The organism is Streptomyces sp. NPDC005408, assembly GCF_040606445.1.
GTDB lineage: Bacteria > Actinomycetota > Actinomycetes > Streptomycetales > Streptomycetaceae > Streptomyces.
Genome location: NZ_JBEXEX010000046.1, coordinates 54294 through 61210, shown reverse-complemented (window position 1 = coordinate 61210; position 6917 = coordinate 54294). Strand labels below are relative to the sequence as shown.

The window sequence follows — 6917 nt, the reverse complement described above, 5'->3', positions numbered from 1 at the left end:
GCCCGGTTACATTCCGAACCCGGAAGCTAAGCCTTTCAGCGCCGATGGTACTGCAGGGGGGACCCTGTGGGAGAGTAGGACGCCGCCGAACAATCTTTCAAGGACCCGTGGTCCAGCGTTCACGCTGGAACACGGGTCCTTTTTTGTTTTGCTCGCTTTTCCGAAGCGCGTCCGATGGCCGGCTGCGCGAGAATGACTGCAGTACCCGAAGACAGGAGTCACGCCGATGTCCACCAACTCTCCCGACGACCGTCCGGAGCGCGAGCCGCGTCGTAGGGACGGTGGTGACCGGGGCGGCTTCCGCGGTGGCCGTGACGACCGGGACCGTGGGCCGCGGCGTGACAACGACCGTGGTGGGTACCGCGGGCCGCGTGATGACCGGCCGAGTGGGCCGCGTCGCGATGACGATCGTGGTGGGCGCCCCAGTGGTGGCGGTGGCTACGGACGCCGTGAGGACCGCCCGAGCGGGCCGCGTCGCGATGACGACCGTGACCGTGGTGGGTACCGCGGTGGGCAGCGCGATGACCGTGGCGGTCGCCCCAGCGGCGGCGGTGGCGGCTTCCGGCGTGATGACCGTTCCGGTGGCGGCGGTGGCTATGGGCGTCGTGACGACCGGCCCAGTGGGCCGCGCCGCGATGACGATCGTGGTGGACGCCCCAGTGGTGGCGGTGGCTACGGACGTCGTGACGATCGCCCGAGCGGGCCGCGTCGTGACGATCGGCGCGATGACCGTCGTGATGAGCGTCCGTCGTTCCGTCGTGATGACGACCGTGACCGTGGTGGGTACCGCGGTGGGCAGCGTGACGACCGTGGCGGTCGCCCCAGCGGTGGTGGCGGTGGTGGCGGCTTCCGGCGTGATGACCGTTCCGGTGGTGGATACCGCGGACCTCGCGACGACCGTCGCGACGAGCGCCCGGGTGGGTTCCGTCGTGACGACCGGCGCGATGACCGTCGTGATGAGCGTCCGTCGTTCCGTCGTGATGACGACCGTGACCGTGGTGGGTACCGCGGCGGTCAGCGCGACGATCGCGGCGGCTCCCGCCCCAGCAGCGGTGGCTACGGGCGCCGTGATGACCGGCCGAGTGGGCCGCGTCGCGATGACGATCGCGGCGGCTCCCGCCCCAGCAGCGGTGGCTACGGGCGCCGTGATGACCGGCCGAGTGGGCCGCGTCGCGATGACGATCGTGGTGGGCGCCCCAGTGGTGGCGGTGGCTACGGACGCCGTGATGACCGGCCGAGTGGGCCGCGTCGCGATGACGATCGTGGTGGGCGCCCCAGTGGTGGCGGTGGCTACGGACGCCGCGATGACCGGCCGAGCGGGCCGCGTCGTGACGACCGCCGTGACGACCGGCGCGACGACAGGCATGGCGACCGCGGCGGATACCGTGGCGGACAGCGCGACGACCGTGGTGGCTACGGGCGGCGCGACGACCGCGACCGCCCCGAGCGCGAGCCGGTCAAGCGGCTGCCGATTCCTGACGACGTCACGGGCGACGAGATCGACAAGGACGTACGGCAGGAGCTGCAGAGCCTGCCGAAGGGCCTCGCCGAGGATGTCGCGAGGAACCTCGTCATGGTCGCCAATCTGATCGACGAGGACCCCGAGCAGGCCTACGCCTACTCCAAGGTGGCGCTGCGGCTCGCCTCGCGTGTGGCCGCCGTGCGTGAGGCCGCGGGCTTCGCCGCGTACGCGAACCAGAAGTACGCGGAGGCGCTGGCCGAGTTCCGGGCGGCCCGGCGGATGACCGGCAGTGTCGAGCTGTGGCCCGTCATGGCCGACTGCGAGCGCGGGCTCGGGCGGCCCGAGCGGGCGATGGCGATGGCCGGTGAGCCTGAGGTGCAGAAGCTCGACAAGGCGGGCCAGGTCGAGATGCGTCTGGTCGCGGCCGGCGCGCGCAGGGACATGGGGCAGATCGACGCCGCCATCGTGACCCTGCAGAGCCCGGAGCTGGCGTCCAGCTCTGTGCAGCCCTGGACCGCGCGGCTGCGTTATGCCTATGCCGATGCACTGCTGGCGGCCGGACGCGAGGACGAGGCACGCGAGTGGTTCGCCAAGGCGCTCGAAGCCGACAAGGACGGGGCGACCGACGCGTCGGACCGGCTGGCCGAGCTGGACGGTGTGGAGTTCGTCGACGCGATCGACGAGGGTGACGCGGATGACGAATCCGATGACGAGTCGGATGACGAGTCCGGCGACGCCGAGGGTGGCAAGGCCGAGTAGCAGGACGTAATGAAGAAGGGCGGCACCCGCTGGGGTGCCGCCCTTCTTCAGTTTCAGTCCAGTGTCAGGCTTCGCAGGACCAGGCCCGTCGCCGGCTTCGGGCCGAACGACGTCGACTTGCGAGGCATCGTGACGCCCTCGCGCGCGAGATCCCGTACGACGTCTTCCCGTACCGGATGCATCAACACGGCCGTGCTGCCGCGGCGTTCGGCCTGGGTGACGGCCGCCTCGGTGTCGTGGATGTACCCGATGTACTCCGGGGTGTCCGGGATCCGCCAGATGTGGTCCAGGAGCGTGGAGTGGAGGACCGTCGCGTCGAGCGTGCGCCAGGCCTCGGGGCGGTCGGCGCGCACCGTGCGCGCCAGCAGCTCCGGGTCCGGGCGGTCGATGAGGTGGAAGGCGCCGTCGCCCGCGAGGAGGAAGGCGTTCCCCTCGGCGGCCGCGGCCCCCAGTGCCTCCAGCGCCTGCGGAAGGGGGACTTCCAGACGCTGGACGCGGAAGGAGCCGCCCAGGGCCGCGAGCGCTTCGGAGACCGGGAGGCGGTGCAGCAGCCGGTGGATGGAGCGCACCCGCAGCGGGTAGCGAGCCGTGTCGATCAGCAGGACGAGGCCGTAGTTCCAGGGGCCGGGCGTGGGATGTTCGGCGCGCAGCCGCAGATACGTCGCCCAGCGGTGGTGGCCGTCGGCGATCAGGGCCTGACGGTCGGACAGGTCGGAGCGGATCTCCGCGAGTTCGGCCGGGTCGGTCACCGACCACAGACGGTGGCTGAAGCCGTCCTCCGTGGTGGTGGCGAGGAGCGGCGAGCGCAGGACGGTACGTTCGATGACGGCGGTCGCGCCTGTCGGGTTGCCCGTGCTGCGATAGGTCAGCAGCAGTGGTTCCAGGTTGGCTGCGGTCGTACGCATCAGGGCGGCGCGGTCCGCGACGATGTCCGGCATCACGTCCTCGTGGGGCAGGACGACACCCTCGGACGGTTCGGACAGGGCGAGCGCGCCGATGACGCCGCGCTGAAGGAGGTCGCCCTGGCGCTGCTCGTACACGTAGAGCGCCGGTTCCGGGTCCGCGGCCAGGATGCCCTCGGTCAGCCAGCGGGTGAGGGTGTCGGCGGCCTGCTGGTTGCGGTCGCCGGTGGAGTTCGCCTGCGGGAGGATCAGCCGCACGATGTTGTAGGGGTCCGCCGACTCGAGGTGGTGCAGGCCGTCGGGCCTGACGACGACGTCGTACGGCGGCGAGGTCACGGCGGCGAGGCTGCCGACCCGCTCGGGGACGTAGCGCAGCCCACGGAACGGGATCAGATGCAGACCGTCGTTGGCCGCGGGACCTTCGTTGTTCATTTGTGCATCGTATGTGGGCTCCGGGGATGAGCGATGATCGGGGGAGTGGCCCGGAACGAGGAGCGGATGCGAATGAGTCAGCAGGGCAGGACCCGGCCGAGCGGCAGTGGGACGGCGCTGAGCAAGGCGTACGACACGGCGCTGCTGGACCTGGACGGCGTGGTGTACGCGGGTGGTGAGGCGATCGCGCACGCCGTGGATTCGCTGCTGACGGCGCGCGAGGGCGGGATGCATCTCGCATATGTGACGAACAACGCGCTGCGGCCGCCCGAGGTGGTGGCCGAGCACATTACCGAGCTGGGTGTGCCGACCGATGCGGCGGACGTGATCAACTCCGCGCAGGCGGTCGCCCGGCTGATCTCCGAGCAGGTGCCTGCCGGGTCGCGGGTGCTGGTGATCGGCGGGGAAGGGCTGCGGGTCGCCCTGCGCGAGCGGGGTCTTGAGCCGGTGGAGTCCGCCGCCGACGATCCGGCCGCGGTGGTGCAGGGGTACGGCGGGCCCGATCTGACGTGGGGGCGCTTCGCGGAGGCGTGCTACGCGATCGCGCGCGGTGTGCCGTGGTTCGCGTCCAACACGGATCTGACGATTCCCAGCGCCCGGGGCATCGCGCCCGGCAATGGCGCGGCCGTGGAGGTCGTACGGATCGCGACGGGCGCGGAGCCGCAGGTGGCGGGCAAGCCGCTGCCGCCGATGCACAAGGAGACGATTCTGCGGACGGGGGCGCGCAAGCCGCTGGTTGTCGGGGACCGGCTGGACACGGACATCGAGGGTGCGTTCAACGGAGGCGTCGACTCCTTGCTCGTGCTGACCGGGGTGACCGACGGCGCGCAGCTGCTGGCCGCGCGGCCCGAGCACCGGCCGACCTATGTGGATGCCGATCTGCGCGGGATGCTGACCGGGCAGCCCGAAGTGGCCGAGACGGACGGCGGATTCGTGTGTGGAGGGTGGACCGCGTCCGTACGGGACGACGCGCTGGCCCTCGACGGTGAGGGTGAGCCACTGGACGGGCTGCGGGCGCTGTGCGCGGCGGCCTGGACGGAGGCCGGGGACGGGGTGTGCACGCTGGACGCGGGCAAGGCGCTGTCGCGGCTAGGGCTGTAGGCACCACTCGTCGCTGCCGGAATCGAGGGTGCCCGCACGGGGGTTGGGCTTCACCGCGCCCACCGGCGGGTTTCACTGTGCCCTCGGCGGCTTCCCCGTCGAGGAGCCATGGGAGGGATCGAGCAGCGATGCGAGGGTAGGCTAACCTAACCTCGTGTTGGTCGACAGTCCCCCCAAACAGAGCGCGGAGCCGATATCCGCGACCGAGCCCCGGAGGCGCCACGCGCTGCGCGCCGCCGGGCTGCTCGTGTCACTCGGTGTCCTGCTGCTGGTCTGTGTCGCGAGCATCGCCGTCGGTGCCAAGTCGATACCGCTCTCCGACGTGTGGCACGGCCTGTTCCACAACGCGGGCGTCGGCAATGACGTGATCATCCACGACGTCCGGGTGCCGCGGACGCTGCTCGGGCTGATCGTCGGCGCGGCCCTCGGGCTCTCGGGCGCTGTGATGCAGGCCCTGACGCGCAACCCGCTGGCGGAGCCGGGACTGCTGGGCGTGAACGCCGGGGCGTCGGCCGCAGTCGTCTCCGCCGTCAGCTTCCTCGGCGTCACATCGCTCACCGGGTATGTGTGGTTCGCGTTCATCGGCGCCGCCGTCGTCTCCGTACTCGTGTACATCCTCGGCGGCAGCCGGGGCGCGACTCCGGTACGGCTCGCCCTCGCCGGGACCGCCGCCACCGCCGCGCTCTACGGCTACATCAACGCCGTACAGCTGCTGGACTCCGCTGCGCTCGAGCGGCTCCGGTTCTGGACCGTCGGCTCGCTCGCATCGGCCGACATGGAGACCATCCGCAAGATCGTCCCGTTCATCGGCATCGGCGTGGTGCTCGCGCTGCTGCTCGCGCGGCCCCTCAACGCGATGGAGATGGGCGACGACACCGCCCGCGCCCTCGGCGCGCACCTGAACCGTACGCGCGCGCTCGCGATGCTCACCGTCACCCTGCTGTGCGGGGCCGCGACCGCCGCCTGCGGGCCGATCGTCTTCATCGGGCTGATGATCCCGCACGTCGTGCGCTCCATCACGGGACCCGACATGCGGTGGATCCTGCCGTACGCCACGATCCTGTCGCCCGTCCTGCTGCTGGGCGCCGATGTCGTCGGCCGGGTCGTCACGCGTCCCTCCGAGCTGCAGGTCGGCATCGTCACCGCGCTGATCGGCGGGCCCGTCTTCATCCATCTCGTACGCCGCAAGAGGATGGCCCAGCTGTGAAGCCCGTGCACGCCATACGCATCCCCGGTGGCTTCTCCCTGCGGGTCGATCCGCGGACCGCGGTCGTGCTCCTGCTGCTGGCCGCGCTCACCCTCGGGGCCGGAGTCGTACTCATCGGCAGCGGCGACTTCCCCATCTCGCCCGGCGACGTCGTCGCCACGCTGTTCGGGAACGGCACTCCGGCGCAGGAGTTCATCGTCCAGGACCTGCGGCTGCCGCGCGTGCTGGTCGGACTGCTCGTCGGCGCCTCGCTCGCCCTCAGCGGCGCGATCTTCCAGTCCATCTCCCGTAATCCGCTGGGCAGTCCGGATGTGATCGGCTTCGGGCAGGGCGCCACCGTAGGCGCGCTCAGCGTGATCGTCCTCTTCCACGGCGGAGCCTTCGCGGTGGCGGTTGGCGCGGTCGTCGGCGGAGTGGTGACCGGTGTCGCGGTCTATCTGCTGGCGTGGAAGCGCGGTGTGCACGGCTACCGGCTTGTCCTCATCGGCATCGGCGTCGCCGCCATGCTCACCGCGGCCAATCACTATCTGGTCACCAAGGCCAGCCTGGTCGACGCCGTCCAGGCCACCTTGTGGATGACCGGCTCGCTCGACGGCCGCGACTGGGCGCAGGTCTGGCCGCTGCTCGGGGTGTTCGCCGTCCTTCTCCCGCTGATCTTCGTGCACGGGCGGCCGCTGCGGATGCTGGAAATGGGCGATGACGCCGCGTACGCCCTCGGGGTGCCGGTCGAGCGGACCCGAGTGGTGCTGATGGGCTCGGGTGTCCTGCTCATCGCCGTCGCGACCGCCGCCGCCGGGCCCATCGCCTTCGTGGCCCTGAGCGCCCCCCAGCTCGCGCGCCGGCTGACCCGCTCGCCGGGGCCGAACCTCGCCGCGGCCTCCGTGATGGGCGCCGCCCTGCTGCTGATCGCCGACTGGGCCGCCACGTCCGCCTTCGGCGACCGCGAGCTGCCGGTCGGCGTGGTCACCGGGGTGCTGGGCGGCTGCTATCTGCTCTGGCTGCTGGTGACCGAACGCAAGGCGGGCCGCATATGAACACCGTGAACCACGAATCC

Annotated in this window: 6 protein-coding genes and 1 rRNA gene; 5 read left to right on the top strand and 2 right to left on the bottom strand. The window is 71.2% G+C overall.

Going from position 1 to position 6917, the window contains the following annotated elements:
* A 5S ribosomal RNA gene (rrf, locus tag ABZS64_RS30825) occupies positions 1-91 on the top strand; the annotation flags it as partial.
* A 6-nt stretch (positions 92-97) separates the two neighbouring features.
* Here rrf and ABZS64_RS30820 read toward each other — a convergent pair.
* Entirely contained in the window at positions 98-1366 is a 1269-nt protein-coding gene (locus tag ABZS64_RS30820) for a hypothetical protein (RefSeq protein WP_355836854.1), read from the bottom strand.
* Between the two features lie 99 nt (positions 1367-1465).
* Here ABZS64_RS30820 and ABZS64_RS30815 point away from each other — a divergent pair, with 99 nt between their 5' ends.
* The gene (locus tag ABZS64_RS30815; RefSeq protein ID WP_355836852.1) at positions 1466-2221 is read left to right on the top strand and encodes a tetratricopeptide repeat protein; all 756 of its coding nucleotides are present in this window, start codon (positions 1466-1468) and stop codon (positions 2219-2221) included.
* Between the two features lie 53 nt (positions 2222-2274).
* Here ABZS64_RS30815 and ABZS64_RS30810 read toward each other — a convergent pair whose 3' ends face one another.
* On the bottom strand, positions 2275-3555 hold the full coding sequence (locus ABZS64_RS30810) for a DUF1015 domain-containing protein (protein ID WP_355836836.1): 1281 nt from the start codon (positions 3553-3555) through the stop codon (positions 2275-2277).
* A 72-nt stretch (positions 3556-3627) separates the two neighbouring features.
* Between ABZS64_RS30810 and ABZS64_RS30805 the strand changes: the two genes are divergently transcribed.
* The 3 genes from ABZS64_RS30805 to ABZS64_RS30795 all read left to right on the top strand — a co-directional run bounded on the left by ABZS64_RS30805 (position 3628) and on the right by ABZS64_RS30795 (position 6897).
* Positions 3628-4656 carry an HAD hydrolase-like protein gene (locus ABZS64_RS30805; RefSeq protein ID WP_355836835.1) on the top strand — a complete coding sequence of 343 codons (1029 nt, stop codon included), beginning with the start codon at positions 3628-3630 and terminating at the stop codon, positions 4654-4656.
* Between the two features lie 247 nt (positions 4657-4903).
* Positions 4904-5863 (top strand): iron chelate uptake ABC transporter family permease subunit, encoded by a 960-nt coding sequence (locus ABZS64_RS30800; protein ID WP_355836850.1) that lies wholly within the window; start codon positions 4904-4906, stop codon positions 5861-5863.
* A complete protein-coding gene (locus ABZS64_RS30795; RefSeq protein WP_355836833.1) occupies positions 5860-6897 on the top strand; it encodes an iron chelate uptake ABC transporter family permease subunit in 1038 nt (345 codons plus the stop codon). Before ABZS64_RS30800 ends, ABZS64_RS30795 begins: the two co-directional genes overlap by 4 nt.
* Positions 6898-6917: the final 20 nt, after the last annotated feature.